This window comes from Curtobacterium sp. MCLR17_045 (assembly GCF_003234405.1).
Taxonomy (GTDB): domain Bacteria; phylum Actinomycetota; class Actinomycetes; order Actinomycetales; family Microbacteriaceae; genus Curtobacterium; species Curtobacterium flaccumfaciens.
In genome coordinates this window covers 15671-29996 of the sequence record NZ_QKTB01000017.1, presented here as the reverse complement: position 1 = coordinate 29996, position 14326 = coordinate 15671, and the positions used below count along the sequence as shown (strand labels likewise).

At 70.9% G+C, this 14326-nt stretch carries 13 protein-coding genes; 7 read left to right on the top strand and 6 right to left on the bottom strand.

From position 1 onward, the window contains the following. Nucleotides 1–148 precede the first annotated feature (148 nt). Both DEJ05_RS11685 and DEJ05_RS11680 read left to right on the top strand, forming a co-directional pair. A complete protein-coding gene (locus DEJ05_RS11685; RefSeq protein ID WP_111110480.1) occupies nt 149–967 on the top strand; it encodes an aldo/keto reductase in 819 nt (272 codons plus the stop codon). A 56-nt stretch (nt 968–1023) separates the two neighbouring features. Further along, on the top strand, nt 1024–1596 hold the full coding sequence (locus tag DEJ05_RS11680; RefSeq protein WP_111110479.1) for a hypothetical protein: 573 nt from the start codon (nt 1024–1026) through the stop codon (nt 1594–1596). Here the strand turns inward: DEJ05_RS11680 and DEJ05_RS11675 are convergent. After that, a complete protein-coding gene (locus DEJ05_RS11675; RefSeq protein WP_111110478.1) occupies nt 1593–1931 on the bottom strand; it encodes a hypothetical protein in 339 nt (112 codons plus the stop codon). The genes DEJ05_RS11680 and DEJ05_RS11675 overlap by 4 nt on opposite strands. Nucleotides 1932–2049: 118 nt before the next feature. On the opposite strand from DEJ05_RS11675, the gene DEJ05_RS11670 reads away from it, so the two are divergent. Together DEJ05_RS11670 and DEJ05_RS11665 are read left to right on the top strand one after the other, a co-directional pair. Next, complete coding sequence (locus DEJ05_RS11670; RefSeq protein ID WP_146245084.1) at nt 2050–2880, top strand: hypothetical protein; 831 nt, start codon at nt 2050–2052, stop codon at nt 2878–2880. A 94-nt stretch (nt 2881–2974) separates the two neighbouring features. Beyond that, nucleotides 2975–3496 (top strand): ribonuclease H, encoded by a 522-nt coding sequence (locus DEJ05_RS11665; protein WP_111110476.1) that lies wholly within the window; start codon nt 2975–2977, stop codon nt 3494–3496. Nucleotides 3497–3509: 13 nt separating this feature from the next. Here the strand turns inward: DEJ05_RS11665 and DEJ05_RS11660 are convergent, their stop codons facing one another. Both DEJ05_RS11660 and DEJ05_RS11655 read right to left on the bottom strand, forming a co-directional pair. Further along, the gene (locus tag DEJ05_RS11660; RefSeq protein WP_027465939.1) at nt 3510–3761 is read right to left on the bottom strand and encodes a DUF6458 family protein; all 252 of its coding nucleotides are present in this window, start codon (nt 3759–3761) and stop codon (nt 3510–3512) included. Nucleotides 3762–3825: 64 nt separating this feature from the next. After that, a complete protein-coding gene (locus tag DEJ05_RS11655) occupies nt 3826–6396 on the bottom strand; it encodes an RNA helicase (RefSeq protein ID WP_111030651.1) in 2571 nt (856 codons plus the stop codon). Between the two features lie 122 nt (nt 6397–6518). On the opposite strand from DEJ05_RS11655, the gene DEJ05_RS11650 reads away from it, so the two are divergent. Beyond that, nucleotides 6519–7532: an LLM class flavin-dependent oxidoreductase gene (locus DEJ05_RS11650; RefSeq protein WP_111110475.1), complete on the top strand. Its 1014-nt coding sequence runs from the start codon at nt 6519–6521 to the stop codon at nt 7530–7532. Nucleotides 7533–8022: 490 nt separating this feature from the next. Here DEJ05_RS11650 and DEJ05_RS11645 read toward each other — a convergent pair whose 3' ends face one another. Beyond that, a complete protein-coding gene (locus DEJ05_RS11645; protein ID WP_111110509.1) occupies nt 8023–10503 on the bottom strand; it encodes a glycoside hydrolase family 3 protein in 2481 nt (826 codons plus the stop codon). A 185-nt stretch (nt 10504–10688) separates the two neighbouring features. Here DEJ05_RS11645 and DEJ05_RS11640 point away from each other — a divergent pair, with 185 nt between their 5' ends. Continuing rightward, the gene (locus tag DEJ05_RS11640) at nt 10689–11279 is read left to right on the top strand and encodes a TetR/AcrR family transcriptional regulator (RefSeq protein WP_111024889.1); all 591 of its coding nucleotides are present in this window, start codon (nt 10689–10691) and stop codon (nt 11277–11279) included. A gap of 180 nt (nt 11280–11459) precedes the next feature. After that, nucleotides 11460–12323 (top strand): NAD(P)-dependent oxidoreductase, encoded by an 864-nt coding sequence (locus DEJ05_RS11635; protein WP_111110508.1) that lies wholly within the window; start codon nt 11460–11462, stop codon nt 12321–12323. Nucleotides 12324–12326: 3 nt separating this feature from the next. Here the strand turns inward: DEJ05_RS11635 and DEJ05_RS11630 are convergent, their stop codons facing one another. Both DEJ05_RS11630 and DEJ05_RS11625 read right to left on the bottom strand, forming a co-directional pair. Further along, on the bottom strand, nt 12327–13925 hold the full coding sequence (locus DEJ05_RS11630) for a methyltransferase (protein ID WP_258376143.1): 1599 nt from the start codon (nt 13923–13925) through the stop codon (nt 12327–12329). Next, the gene (locus DEJ05_RS11625; RefSeq protein WP_111110474.1) at nt 13922–14287 is read right to left on the bottom strand and encodes a helix-turn-helix transcriptional regulator; all 366 of its coding nucleotides are present in this window, start codon (nt 14285–14287) and stop codon (nt 13922–13924) included. Before DEJ05_RS11625 ends, DEJ05_RS11630 begins: the two co-directional genes overlap by 4 nt. Between the last annotated feature and the right edge of the window lie 39 nt (nt 14288–14326).

Sequence of the window (14326 nt, the reverse complement as noted above, 5' to 3'; positions counted from 1 at the left end):
TGGTCGGAAGTTCTGACCAGGTACGCCCGATTCCACTCGCCATCGCGGCCGGTATGGGAAGGAACGTGCGCCCGGCGTCCAGGTCGCGTTCTCCACAGATGGCCTGGAGGCTCGGCGCGCGCCCGCCAGGCACCGGCAGGATGGGTGCATGGTCACCTCAGTTCCCCTGCGCGACGGCCGCTCGATCCCCGCGATCGGCTTCGGCGTCTACAAGGTCGACGATGCCGAAGCAGAGACGGCGGTCGGCCTCGCGCTGGACGCCGGCTACCGGCACGTCGACACCGCCGAGATGTACGGCAACGAGACCGGCGTCGGCAAGGCGATCCGGGCCTCCGGGCTGGACCGTGACGACGTCTTCGTGACGACCAAGGTGTGGAACGACCACCAGGGGCGCGACGCGACCCTGCGGGCGTTCGACGGCAGCCTCGAGCGGCTGGGGATCGACGCCGTCGACCTCTACCTGATCCACTGGCCGGCCGCCGCGAACGACCGCTACGTCGAGACCTGGCGGGCTCTGGTGGAACTGCGTGAGTCAGGGCGGGCGCGGAGCATCGGAGTCTCGAACTTCCAGGTGCCGCACCTGCAGCGGCTCATCGACGAGACCGGCGAGGTGCCGGCACTGAACCAGGTCGAACGGCACCCGTGGCTGCCGCAGCGCGAACTCATCGCGTTCCACGGGCAGCACGACATCGTGACCGGGGCGTGGTCGCCGCTCGGCCGTGGGCGCCTGATCGACGAGCCGGTGCTGACCGACATCGCGGACGCGCACGGCGTGAGTGTGGCGCAGGTGCTCGTGCGGTGGAACGTGCAGCAGGGCGTGGTGGTGCTGCCGAAGTCGGTCACGCCGTCACGGATCCGGTCGAACCTCGACATCGACGGCTTCGTGCTGACCGACGACGAGCTCGCAGCGATCGCGACGCTCGAGTCCGGGCAGCGGACGGGCTCCCACCCGGACTCGGTGTCGTAGCCGGGCGGGGTACGCACTGTTCAGCCACAGCGAGTGACGGGCCGTACTGTCGAGGGGTGATCGATCCTCAACAGACCGCCCGTGAACACCTGCGCCCCGACGAGCACCTGTACTGGGCCGGCACGAGCGATCCGGCCAGGCTCCTCTCGGGCCGCGACGGCTTCCTCATCCCGTTCTCGCTGCTCTGGTGCGGATTCGTGGCGTTCTGGACCGTCTCGGCCGTGACCAGCGGGGCGCCGCCCTTCTTCTTGGTCGTCGGGTCGCTGTTCACGCTGATGGGCCTGCACCTGCTCGTCGGACGGTTCCTCGTGAAGCGGTACCGCAAGCGGACGACCGTCTACGCCGTGACCGATCGCCGGGCCCTCGTGATCACCCCTCGCGGCACGCGTGAGGTCCCGATCGGCCGCACCGACCGCACCGTGAGCTGGACCGGTGACCGACGGCACTGCAACGTCGAGTGGGACGCGACGGGAGGCGGACCGGGATCGATGCTCTTCGGCTGGGGAACGAACGCGAAGGTCTACGCGAACACCGGTCTCGACGGCTTCTTCGGGCCACAGCCGATGGCGTTCTGGGACGTCACCGATGGCGAGACTCTCGTGCGCGAACTCGACCGGGCGTCGAGCTAGCCCCGGCGGTCCTCCTCGGACTGCCACGGCAAGTGCAGGTCACCCGGTTCGGGCTCGACGTCGCCGGCGTCGTCCGCGCCGCCCGTCCCGGGAGCCGCGATGACCTTGGACGGGTCGATGCCGTCCGCACGCAGGTCGGCGTCGTCGCGCTGCTTCGTCTGGGACGCGTCCATCTCGCGCTCGCTCGACGGGCTGTACGACGTGTCCGCTGCTCGCTGCTCGCGTCCGCTGATCCCGTCGACGTCGTCGCTGTGCGCGGCGTCGCGGAGCGCGTCGTTCCGTGCGCGGTCGTCCGACGGCTCGGGGCCGGGGGCGTTCGGGATGCTGTCGCTCATGGTGTTTCCTCCTGCAGCGGACGGTAGTCCTCGGCCCCGTGTAACGAGTCTGGCTCGGTCCGCTCCCCGCACTCGATGACGTCCCTGGCCCCCGCTACGCTGCCGACGAGGGGGAACGATGGGACGAACACGGACCGTGACGACCGCGGTGATCAGCTCGGCACTGGTGGGGCTGCTGCTCGCCGGGTGCACGGCGTTCGGCGGCGACGACGCGATCCCGACACCGACGCGACAGGCATCACTCGACCGAACGGACCGAAGCCAGGGAGCGGACCCGACTCCGGCCGCACAACAGGTCAGCACGCCGCAGGTCCTGGCGGCCGGCACGGTCGCCGCCGAGACCGATGTCGTCTCGGCGAGCGGTGACACCCGGATCCACGTTCGGGTCGTCGCGAACGAGAGCGGCACCTTCGACGCCGAGTTGTCCGGCTACCACACGACGAACCCGCAGTGGATGAGCTTGGAGTTCCGCGGTGGTGACGCTGACGGTGGCGGCGACGCCAGCGGGTACCGCGCCGGAGTCGTCATCTGGGACCCGGAGACCGGTGCACCGGACTCGGTCGGACTGTCCGAGGCTGGGTCCACTCCGGACTTCCTGCACAGCGTCGCGCTCGTGCCGGCGCCGTCTGATGACGGGGACGATTCCGGACGCACCGGCATCGGCTCCGTGCTTGCAGTTGCTCCGTTGCGCTGGACGATCCCCGACCCGTACCCGCACCTTCAGGTCGACGTGGGCGCAGCGCGGCCCGGGGCAAACGGATGGGTGCACGAGCGTGGCAGCGTGCCGGTGTCCTACCAGGTGTCGAGCGACGACGCGCAGGTGACGGTCGCCGAACGCTTGGGCATCACCGTCGCGCAACTCCGCTGGCTGAACCCGTCGCTGCAGACGGGAGCGGGCGACCAGCTCATCACGGACACCGATCTCAACCTGGATCCCGCAGCGCGCTGATCCGGTCGCCGCCCCGCCGCGCAGAGCCCGTCCGTACGGTCGGTTACGGTTGACCAGCACTCGCGAGCACTCGGCACCACCAGGAGGTCCCATCGTGACGATCGTCGCCGCCGCAGACGGCTCAGCCCTCGGCAACCCCGGCCCCGCCGGGTGGGCCTGGTACGTCGACGACGACCGGTGGGCGGCCGGCGGCTGGCCCCGCGCGACGAACAACATCGGCGAACTCACCGCCGTGCTGCAGCTGATCCGCGCCACGAAGGACACCGGCGAGCCGCTGCACATCCTGTGCGACAGCCAGTACGCCATCAAGGCGTGCACCGAGTGGCTCGCCGGCTGGAAGCGCAAGGGCTGGCGGAAGGCCGACGGCAAGCCGGTCCTCAACGTCGAGATCATCAAGGAACTCGACGCCGAACTGCAGGGCCGCAAGGTCACGTTCGAGTGGGTCCGCGGTCACGTCGGTCACGAGATGAACGAGGCCGCCGATGTGCGAGCCCGCGGTGCTGCCACCGCGTTCCAGAACGGCACCGACGTGCCGCACGGTCCCGGCTGGCCCGGCGCCGAGGTCCCCGAGCCGTCCGCGCTGCCCGACGCGACCCCGCCCGCGACCCTCTTCTGACCCTTCGCGCAGGTCAGTAGGTCCCGTCGCGCCGATCCTGGCGGGTGATCTGCTCCCCCGACGCCGGGTCGACGCCCGAGCGCGTGGTGGTCGTGGTGCGGCGACCGCCGAAGGCCACGGCGAGGCTGATGATGAGCAGCACGACACCGGCTGCCATCAGGATGTAGCCGATCAGGCGGAGGTCGATACCGGCGAGCTGGATGTTCAGCGCGAAGGCGACGATCGCGCCGATGACGATCAGGGCGATGCTGGATCCGATGCGCATGACGCAGTCCTCTCGGGTGGGGGTGGTGCCGGAGACGGTACACGTCCGACAACCCCAGCGCCGATCAGTCGACGTCCACCTCGGCCCACCCGTCGAACCGCCCGATCTCGGTGACCCGCACGACGGCCTCGCCGACCTCGTCCGAGGCGTCCAGGTCGATCGTCGCTGAGAACCCGAAGTCCTTGTCGCCCTCGGGGTCGGCGAAGATCTGCCGCGCCTTCCAGACCCGGGGTGATGCGGTGGCGCCGCTCTCGTCGAGCACCAGGTACTGCATCGAGCGCGCATCGGCATCGGTGCCGATGCTGTCGTGCTCCTCGTAGTACTCCTCGAGCACGTTGTCCCACGCGGCCCGGTCGAAGCCCGCGGTCGCGTCGAGTTCCCCGAGCCCGTCGATGTCGTCGGCCGCGGCGAGCAGCACCCGCTGGAACAGGGCGTTGCGCACGAGCACCCGGAACGCCCGCGGGTTGCCGGTGAGTCGTGCGGGCTGCGGCGGCGCGATCTCCTCGTGCTCCTCGGAGGCCAGCAGGACGTCGCCGTTGAGCAGCGCCTCCCACTCGTCGACGAGCGAGGAGTCGGTCTGCCGCACGACCTCGCCGAGCCACTCGATCAGGTCGTCGAGCTCCTGGGTCCGCTGTTCCTCGGCGATCGTCTGTCGCATGGTCCGGTACGCGTCGGACAGGTAGCGGAGCACGAGCCCCTCGGAGCGGGTGAGCTGGTAGAAGCGCACGAAGTCGCCGAAGGTCATCGCGCGTTCGTACATGTCGCGGACGACGGCCTTCGGGGACAGCTGGAAGTCGAGCACCCAGGGCTGTTCGGCGGCGTAGGCCTCGTACGCCGCCTCCAACAGCTCGGACAGCGGGCGAGGCCAGGTGACCTCCTCGAGCAGCTCCATCCGCTCCTCGTACTCGATCCCCTCCTGCTTCATGCGGGCGACGGCCTCGCCGCGCTCCTTGAACTGCTGCTGCGACAGGATCGCCCGCGGGTCGTCGAGGGTGGCCTCGACGACCGAGACCATGTCCAGTGCATAAGTGGGAGAAGAAGGGTCGAGCAACTCGAACGCGGCGAGCGCGAACGGTGACAGCGGCTGGTTGAGCGCGAAGTTCGGCGCGATGTCCACGGTCAGGCGGTAGGCGCCGTCGACCTTCTCGATCACCCGCGCGTTGATGAGGGTCCGGGCGATGACGAGTGCCCGCCGGGCCATCGCGAGCTGTCGCGAGCGCGGTTCGTGGTTGTCGTAGACCAGCGACCGGACGTCCGCGAAGGCATCGCCACCACGGGCGACGACGGACAGCACCATCGCGTGCGTGATCCGCATGCGCGAGACCATCGGCTCCGGCTCGGCCGCGATCAACCGCTCGAACGATGCCTGCCCCCAGGACACGAAGCCCTCGGGCGCCTTCTTCCGCTTGATCTTGTTCTTCTTCTTGGGGTCGTCGCCGGCCTTGGCGACGGCGCGGGCGTTCTCGATGTCGTGCTCGGGTGCCTCGGCGACGACGTCGCCCTCGGTGTCGTACCCGGCACGGCCGGCACGGCCGGCGATCTGGTGGAACTCCCGCGCGGACAGCTGGCGCATCTTCGTGCCGTCGAACTTCGTCAGCCCGGTGAACAGCACCGACCGGATCGGCACGTTGATCCCGACGCCCAGGGTGTCGGTGCCGCAGATGACGGGCAGCAGGCCGCGCTGGGCGAGCTGCTCGACGAGTCGTCGGTACTTCGGGAGCATGCCGGCGTGGTGCACGCCGATGCCGGCCCGGATCAGGCGCGACAGGGTCTGTCCGAACCCGGCACTGAACCGGAAGCCGGCGATGGCGTCAGCGATCTGGTCACGGCGTTCCCGCGAGGCGACCTTCGCCGACATCAGCGACTGCGCCCGCTCGAGTGCGGCGGCCTGGGCGAAGTGCACGATGTAGATCGGCGCCTTGCCCTCCTCGAGGAGCCGCTCGACCGTCTCCTGCACGGGCGTCATCACGTACTGGTACTCGAGCGGCACGGGTCGCGAGACACCGGTCACGCGGGCGGTGGGCCGACCGGTCCGGCGGGACAGGTCGTCGGCGATGGTCGTGACGTCGCCGAGGGTCGCCGACATGAGCAGGAACTGCGCACGCTCGAGCACGAGCAGCGGCACCTGCCACGCCCAGCCGCGGTCGGGGTCGCCGTAGAAGTGGAACTCGTCCATCACGACGACGTCCACGTCGGCGTCCGGCCCCTGTCGCAGCGCCAGGTTCGCCAGGATCTCGGCGGTGCAGCAGACGATCGGGGCGTCCGCGTTGACGCTCGAGTCGCCGGTCACCATGCCGACGTTCTGCGCACCGAACAGTTCGACGAGCTGGAAGAACTTCTCGGACACCAGCGCCTTGATCGGTGCCGTGTAGTAGCTCCGCTTTCCCTCGGCGAGCGCGGCGAAGTGCGCGCCGGCCGCGACGAGCGACTTCCCGGTACCGGTCGGCGTGCTCAGCACGACGTTCGCGCCGGAGACGAGCTCGATGACCGCTTCGTCCTGCGCCGGGTACAGCGGTCGGCCGCCCTCCGCGGCCCAGGCCGCGAAGGCCTCGTAGACCTCGTCGGGGTCGACGACGCCGTCCACCGCCGCCGGGATCGCGGCGACGAGCGGGGGCAGGGCGGTGACGTCGGTCATGCGCCCATCCTCCCAGGTGCGCATGTGCCGGGCGGGAGGCCCGTGGCGGCGCCGCCACGGGCCTCCCGTCCGCCCCGTCGCCGACTCAGGCGCATTTTGATACGTGCGCATAGACTCGCGACATGCGCGAACTCGGCTTCCTCTCCTTCGTCCCGAACCACGGCGGCACCGACGGCGCCGCCGGCGCCCTGGAGGACGGCCTGCGCCTGTTCGAGACCGCCGAGTCCCTCGGCTACGGCACGGGCTGGGTGCGCGGACGGCACTTCGAGCCGTACCTGACGAGCCCGATGACCTTCTTCGCGGCAGCCGCGCAGCGCACCAGCACCATCGCGTTCGGCACCGCCGTGCTCGGCATGCGCTACGAGGACCCGGTGCGCCTGGCCGAGGACGCCAGCACGGTCGACCTGCTCAGCGGTGGCCGAGTGCAGCTCGGCATCAGCACGGGCATCGCCGGGTACGGCCCGATCCTCGACCCGGTGTTCGGCACGGTCGACCGCAGCTTCCGTGACGAGGCCGAGGCCCGCGCCGCACGGCTGCTCGAGGTCCTGCAGGGCGAGCCCCTCGGCAGCGCCGGCAAGGGCTACGAGAGCATCCCCGCCGGGGCCGACCTGACCCTGCAGCCGCTCAGCCCGGGTCTGCGCGACCGCGTGTGGTGGGGCGGCGGCAGCATGGGCACGGCGGTCCGCACGGCCGAGAAGGGCCTCTTGTTGCACTGCTCGACCCTGAACACCGAGGACACCGGCGCGCCGTTCGCCCAGGCGCAGGCCGATCAGATCGCCGCCTACCGCGAGCGGTTCGCCGAGCTGCACCCGCAGCGCGAGTCCAAGGTCGCCGTGGGCCGGATCGTGGTGCCGCTCCTCGACGACCACGACCGCGAGGTGCACGAGGAGTTCCTGACCGGGTACGCCTCCGGGATGGACGACGAGGGTCGACCGCTCTCGGGGAACCCGCCGTTCCGCTTCAGCAAGGTCGTGTCCGGCGAACCGGCGGCCATCGTCGGCAGCCTGCTCGCCGACCCGGCGGTCACCGCAACCGACGAACTGGTCATCACCCTGCCGGCGAACGGCGACCGTGCGGCGCACGAGCGGATCCTGCGCATCGTGGCCGAGGAGATCGCCCCGGCGCTGCGGGCCTGAGGGCCGGTGCCGCGGGTTCGACCATCCGCGGTCCCGCCGCCGCACCACCACCGAGAGTCAAGGGCATCCGGCGGGGCTCTGATCGAGTTGGTGAGGCCCGAGAGCCCGGCCGGATGACCATCTCGTCCCTGATCCGCACGAGATGGTGCACCCATCGTTCCACCTACCGAGCGGTTTGTCACACCGTTCCGCGCACCTGGGACGTATGAAGTTGACCAAGTGTCACTCGTTTTTCCGAACCGGGACGAAGTGCGGCAACCGGTTCACCGGTGCGCATCGGGGCCGGAACAACGAATGCGTCCCCGCGCGGACGCGGGGACGCATTCTGGGACGCACCGGGGAGGCCAGGGCAACAACGGCCGGATCAGGAGACCGAGTCGCTCACCCAGCGACCCCGTAGTCGGTGCGTGCGCGGACGGTAACCAGCCGACTCGCGCAGAACGATGTTACTGAACGGAGTCGGGAGCTGCGCGGAAACCGGACGACTTCGTCACTCCAGTTCGAGGGACGCGGTTCCGGCGTCGTCGACGACCGAGGCGCCGACGTGCAACGTGAAGGTCCCTGACTCGTACTGCCACGAGCCGTCCCAGTGGGCGAAGGCACGCGCCGGGACCTCGATCGAGACCTCCGTCGAGGCGCCCGCGGCGAGCCGGACCGGGGCGAACCCGACCAGCCAGCGCACCGGGCGGTCGACCGCCGACTCCGCACGGGACGCGTAGACCTGCACGACGTGCTTGCCGGCCCGGTCGCCCGTGTTCGCGACGGTCGCCGTGACGATGACGGCGTCGCCCTCGCGCACGGTCGGGGTCGCGGAGACGCCCTCGATCGACCACGTGGTGTAGCCGAGGCCGTGGCCGAACGGGTACGCCGGCTCCGTGCCGGCGCGGAGCCAGGCCCGGTAACCGACGTGGACGCCCTCGTCGTAGGCGACCTTCCCGTCGACCGGGGTGACGTCGAGCACCGGGACGTCGGCCATCGCGACCGGCCACGTGGTGGGCAGGCGTCCGCCGGGCTCCTGCGCCCCCGTCAGCACGTCGGCCAGGGCGTTGCCGTACTCCTGCCCGCCGAACCAGGTCAGCAGCACCGCGGCGACGTCGTTCCGCCACGGCATCTCGACCGGCGACCCGGCGTTCACGACGACGACCGTGTTCGGGTTCGCCGCGGCGACCGCGCGCACGAGGTCGTCCTGGTGACCGGGGAGTGCCAGCGAGGATCGGTCGTAGCCCTCGGACTCGACCTTGGAGTTCGTCCCGACCACGACGACGGCGACGTCCGCACCACGGGCGGCGTCCACCGCGGCCTCGATGAGCACAGCGGGGTCGTCGTCCGACGGCTCGGTGCCGAACTGGTACGCCAGCACGCCGCCGAGCGTCTCGTCCTGCACGATGTCGTACTCGATGCGGATCGCGACCTGCTGGCCGGTGGTCACCTCGACCGGCACCGACCGCGCCGGCGGGTTGAGGAACGCGGCACCGAGCTGGTCACCCTCGAACGGCACGTCCTCGTCGAGCAGCAGCTCGCCGTCGATCCACATGCGTGACCGTCCGGCCGCGCCGATGCCGAACCGCACGGTCCCGGTCGACTCGGCCGTGTACGTGGTGGTGATGTCGAGCCGGTCGGCTTCGCGCGTCGGGGCGTCGCCGCCGAACCAGAACAGTGCCGTCGCGCGGCGGTCCTCGACGAACAGCTCCTCGCCGTCCTTGACGAAGGCGACCCGGGCTCCGGGCTCCCCGGTGCCGGGGTTCGTGATGGTGGACAGCGGGAACTCCGCGATGCCCTCCTGCACGACGGCGCCGATCGCGTAGTCCACGCTCGCGCCGGGGAACGCCGAACGGATGCCGTCCAGCGGTGACACGACCTGCGACGGCACGACCGTGGCCGAGCCACCGCCCTGCGTGCGGGCCTGGTCGGCGTTGTGCCCGATCACCGCGATGCGCGACACGGCGGGGGCGTCGAGCGGCAGGACACCGGTGTTGCGGACCAGGACCGTGCCCTCGGCCTCGGCCTCGCGCACGAACGCGATGCCGTCCTCGACGTGCACGGGCGACGCGGCGACGGGCTCGAAGCCCTCGAGCGCGCCGACGCGTGCGGCCAGGGTCAGGATCCGGCGGACCTTGCGGTCGATCGCCGCCATCGGCACCTCGCCGGACTGCACGGCGGCGAGCAGCGGGCCCTCACTCCACCACGGGTTCGGCCCGGGCATCGCGACGTCCTGCGACGCCTTCGCCGAGTCCACTGAACGCACCCCGGTCCAGTCGGACACGACGATGCCGTCAAAGCCCCACTCCGAGTTGAGCGGGGTCTCGAGCAGGTCGTTCTCCGACGCCGTCACGCCGTTGATCGCGTTGTACGACGACATGATCGCCCAGGCGTGTGCCTCGGTCACGGCCTTCTCGAACGCCAGCAGGTACAGCTCGCGCAGCGCGCGGTCCGACACCTCGGTCGACGCGGTGAAGCGGTCGGTCTCGTAGTCGTTCGCGATGTAGTGCTTCGGGGTGGCAGCGACACCGTTCTCCTGCACGCCGTCGACGTACGACGCGGCCAGGTCCCCCGTGAGCACCGGGTCCTCGCTGAACGCCTCGAAGTGCCGGCCACCGAGCGGGGACCGGTGCAGGTTGATGGTCGGGCCGAGCACGACGTCCACGCCCTTGCGTCGGGCCTCCACCGCGGCGGCGGCGCCGTAGCGCTTCGCGATCGCGCGGTCCCACGAGGCACTCAGCGCGGTCGCCGACGGCAGATTCAGGGACGGGTCACGCTCGTCCCACACCTCGCCGCGCACGCCCGACGGTCCGTCCGACATCAGGATCCGGCGCAGCCCGATCTTCTCGATGGGCCAGGTGGTCCAGAAGTCACGTCCGGTGAGCAGCTGCACCTTCTCGTCGGTGGTCAGCTGGCCGAGGAGCGCATCGATGCGCTCGGTCAGCGGCGTCGACGGACTGGAGGCGGTGCTCGCGTCGTTCACGGTGGTCACGGTGGTCACGGTGGTCGGTCCTCTCGTTCAGGGCCGCGGGGCGCCGCCTGGACAGCCGGGGCCTCGTCGCCCACACCCACCATCCACCGGGTTCGCCGCCCGCGCTGGCAGCTCCTGCACCGTACCACCCAAAACCAACCGTTGCTTGGTTTTCTCGGGTCTCCAGCGGGCGGTACAGTCTGGCCATGGCACGACGGGGTTCGTACGCAAAGGGCATCGCGAAGCGCGAGGAGATCCTCACGGTCGCGCTGGACCTCGTGGCGTCCCAGGGCTTCCGGCGGACGAGCATCAAGGACATCGCCGACGCCGTGGAGCTGACCCAGGCCGGCCTGCTGCACTACTTCGACTCCAAGGACGAGCTCTGGGTCGAGATCCTCCGCCGGCGCGACGAGCTCGACCTCGCGCACGACTGGCAGGCCGCGGACCCGGCAGCCCTGCTCGCCGCGATCGTGCGGCACAACGCCGAGGTCCCGGGCCTGGTGCAGATGTTCGTCAACCTGTCCGCCGCCGCTGCCACCGACGCCGAGCACCCGGCGCACGAGTACTTCCGCGAGCGCTACGAACGCAGCCGCCGCGACCTGTCCGCCGACTTCCGCACCATGCAGCAGGACGGTCGGCTGCGTACCGACATCGACCCCGACGAGCTCACCAGCGTCCTGCTCGCGGTGTCCGACGGCATGCAGATCCAGTGGCTCTTCGACCCCACCCGCGACATGGCCGAGCACGTCGAGCTCGTCGCCCGCCTCGCGATCGCCCAGGTCGCCCCCACCGCCTGACGGGCTCCCCCGCCCCGCCCGAACCAGGTTCCGGACACAGCACCGCGCGATCCCGTGGTGTCGTGTCCGGAACCTGGTTCCGCAGTGGGGTACGGACAGGGCCTGGTCGCGTCAGGTGCGGCGGGGCAGGATGGTCGATGCCCGCCAGGGTGTGTTCCGACGACGATGTGGAGTGACGCGATGACGCGTGTAGTGGTGACCGGTGGCAGCGGCAAGCTCGGACGAGCGGTGGTGCGTGACCTCGATGCGCACGGGTACGACGTGGTCCTGCTCGACCGTGTCCCCTCGCCCGACAAGCCCGAGCGAGTCCCGTTCGTGCGGATCGACCTGACCGACCACGGCCAGGTCCTGAACGCCCTGCTCGGCATCGACGACCGGTACGACCACGTCGACGCCGTCGTGCACCTCGCGGCGGTGCCGGCCCCGGGGCAGGTTCCCGACGTGGCCCTCATCACGAACAACGTGACCTCGTCGATCAACGTCTTCCACGCCGCCCGTGCCGCGAAGATCAAGAACGTCGTGTGGGCGTCGAGCGAGACCCTGCTCGGCATCCCGATGGGCGAGCACCACCCGCCCTACCTGCCGGTCGACGAGGAGTTCGCGGTCCGCCCGCAGTCGTCGTACTCCCTCGGCAAGGCAGTCGAGGAGGAGATGGCCCGCCACTTCACGCGCTGGGACCCGGAGCTGAAGATGATCGGTCTGCGCTTCTCGAACGTGATGGACAAGACCGACTACCCGGCGTTCCCGTGGGACGCCACCCCCGAGGCGAAGACGTTCAACCTGTGGTCGTACATCGACTCCCGCGACGGGGCCCAGGCCGTCCGCCGGGCACTCGAGGCCGACCTCACCGGGTTCGAGGCGTTCGTCATCGCCAGCCCCGACACGGTGATGGACACCCCGACCATCGAGCTCGTCGAGCGCTTCGTGCCGGACATCGAGCGCCGTGCGGACATCGACGGTGTCAGCTCGCTGCTGTCGTCGGAGAAGGCCCGCGAACTCCTCGGCTACACGCCCGAGCACAGCTGGCGCGACCACCGCGCCTGAACATCAGGCGGCGGGGACGAGGAGCCCGTCGAGCACCAGGTCGCGCGCCGCCGGCAGCAGGTCGGCGGCGAGCGCCTGCTCGTCAACGCCGGTGATCTGCGCGAGCGCGCCGATGATCGCCGCGATGGACAGGTCACCGTCGCACGCGCCCACGAACGCCGCGAGTGCGGTGTCCGCGTCCGCCCGGCGCCCGAGCCCGCCGCCCTGCACCAGGGTCATCACGGTGGGGTCGTCGTTGCCCGGCCAGTAGTACCGCTCCTCGGTGACGTCACCGGCCACCGACAGGTGGGCGGCGGCGAGCGCGACATCGTCGTGCGCGGCGAGCCAGGCGGCTGCGTCGAGGACGCGGGCGACCGTCGCGCCGAGGCCCGCGGGGTTGGAGCCGAGCGCCTCGGGGACCCGCTCGAACCGGCGGAGGCCGGACGGGCCTCCTGGCAGGGGTCGACGCACCACGACGTAGCCGAAGCCGACGCCGGTGACGCGCCGGTCCGCGAAGTCGTCGAGCCAGGCGCCCATCAGGGTGTCGAACTCGGCCGTGCCGGGCTTCGTCCCGCCGTCGCGGATCCAGGTCTCCGCGTAGGACGTCGGGTCCTGCCGCTCGCGCTCGATCACCCACACGTCGAGGTCGGTTTCGGCGAACCAAGCGCGCACGCGGTCCAGGCCGTCGACACCCCAGTGGTTCTCCCAGTTGCCGAGGAGCTGAGCGGTGCCGCCGGGCTCCAGGTGGTCGGACAGGCCGCGGAGCACCGTCTCGACCAGGGCGTCGCCAACCATGCCGCCGTCGCGGTACTCGTACGACGGGACGCCCTCGCGACGGGGTGTGATGACGAAGGGCGGGTTCGACACGATCCGGTCGAAGCGCTCCCCCGCGACCGGCTCGAACAGTGAACCGAACCGGAAGTCGATGCCGTCGATGCCGTTGAGCCGGGCGTTGAACCGGGCGATGTCGAGGGCACGGCGCGAGATGTCGGTGGCGACCACGTGGTCGGCGAAGCGCCGCGCGTGCATGGCCTGGATGCCGCACCCGGTGCCGAGGTCGAGCACCCGCTCGACCGGCACGGGCACCTGCAGGCCGCTCAGCGTCGTGGTGGCGCCGCCGATGCCGAGGACGTGTTCCTCGCTGATGGCGTGCCCGAGGGCGAGCTCGCCGAGGTCGGAGACGATCCACCAGCTGCCGGCGCCGAGGTCGTCGACGAAGGCGTAGGGGCGCAGGTCGACGGTGGGGTGGACGAGCGCGTCGGCGCCGCTGCCGTCGCCATCGCCATCACTGCGCAGCAGGCCCGCGGCGATGACGGCGTCGAGCGCGGCGGTCGGGAACGCCGCGGCGGCCTCGGACCGCGCCACCGGCAGGCCGAGCACGAACAGTGTCGCCAGTGTGCCGAGCGGCGTGGGCTCGCGGGCGGCGAGCGCACGGAGCGCGGCGACCCGCGAACCCCGGTGCAGCGATGCGGCGGCCTCGGTACCCCACAGGGAGTCGAGCCGGTCGACGGTGAAGCCAGCGGCCGTCAGGTCCGCGGCGAGCGCCGTGGTGACGGCGGGGTCCGCGACGATCGACGGCAGCGTGTGCACCGTGTCCACGCCGGCGGTTGCACCGTCGCTCACGAGGCGATCCCCTCGCGCAGCAGGGCCGTGGGGACCTGCCAGTCCAGCACCAGGTCGAGGAGCCCGGGGAACCGCTGCTGCACGTCCTCGACGCGGACGCGGCTGACGCGGGTCAGGCCCTCGAGGTGCTGCTCGAGCAGACCGGCCTCGCGCAGGACCCGGAAGTGGTGGGTCAGCGTGGACTTCGGCCGGTCGATGCCGACCCAGCCGCAGCTGCGCTCACCCCCGGCCGCGTCGACCAGGTAGCGGTGCAGGATCGCGAGCCGGATCGGATCGCTCAGGGCGTCCATCACGACCGGGAGGTCCATCTCGGCCACGGACGGCTGCGGCAGCCGTTCAGGAGCATCGACGTGCGCGGGCATGGACGGGACGCTACCACCGTTCGGCTTGCTGTACGACTT

Excerpts from the sequence above, each read along its gene's own strand:
- DEJ05_RS11685 (WP_111110480.1), top strand. The coding sequence starts at position 149 with ATGGTCACCTCAGTTCCCCTGCGCGACGGCCGCTCGATCCCCGCGATC.
- DEJ05_RS11675 (WP_111110478.1), bottom strand. The coding sequence starts at position 1,931 with ATGAGCGACAGCATCCCGAACGCCCCCGGCCCCGAGCCGTCGGACGAC.
- DEJ05_RS11670 (WP_146245084.1), top strand. The coding sequence starts at position 2,050 with ATGGGACGAACACGGACCGTGACGACCGCGGTGATCAGCTCGGCACTG.
- DEJ05_RS11660 (WP_027465939.1), bottom strand. The coding sequence starts at position 3,761 with ATGCGCATCGGATCCAGCATCGCCCTGATCGTCATCGGCGCGATCGTC.
- DEJ05_RS11655 (WP_111030651.1), bottom strand. The coding sequence starts at position 6,396 with ATGACCGACGTCACCGCCCTGCCCCCGCTCGTCGCCGCGATCCCGGCG.
- DEJ05_RS11650 (WP_111110475.1), top strand. The coding sequence starts at position 6,519 with ATGCGCGAACTCGGCTTCCTCTCCTTCGTCCCGAACCACGGCGGCACC.
- DEJ05_RS11640 (WP_111024889.1), top strand. The coding sequence starts at position 10,689 with ATGGCACGACGGGGTTCGTACGCAAAGGGCATCGCGAAGCGCGAGGAG.
- DEJ05_RS11635 (WP_111110508.1), top strand. The coding sequence starts at position 11,460 with ATGACGCGTGTAGTGGTGACCGGTGGCAGCGGCAAGCTCGGACGAGCG.
- DEJ05_RS11625 (WP_111110474.1), bottom strand. The coding sequence starts at position 14,287 with ATGCCCGCGCACGTCGATGCTCCTGAACGGCTGCCGCAGCCGTCCGTG.